Source organism: Peribacillus sp. SIMBA_075, assembly GCF_046534585.1.
Window position 1 is genome coordinate 1 of record NZ_JAWRYN010001424.1, and the last position, 242, is coordinate 242.

Here is a 242-nt window from a genome sequence, read left to right on the forward strand (position 1 = left end):
GACAGCACGGACCGCGTCACCATCAACGATTAAGAATTACTTTAGAGACAGGGGAGAAACAGCTTGAGCAATGCCATTCTAGACATACACGATAAACCAAAAACGGGGCAATGGATTTCCCTTAGCCTGCAGCACATGTTCGCCATGTTCGGCGCAACGATCCTGGTGCCGCAACTAGTTGGCTTGAGCCCCGCGATCGCGCTATTGACGAGCGGCATCGCCACTATCATCTTCGTCCTCAT

General features: G+C 52.1%; 1 protein-coding gene. It reads left to right on the plus strand.

The window, feature by feature from the left end; genetic code table 11:
• Window positions 1-63 precede the first annotated feature (63 nt).
• Window positions 64-242: solute carrier family 23 protein (locus SB775_RS33050; protein WP_410865516.1), on the plus strand; the 179-nt coding region annotated here is incomplete at its 3' end.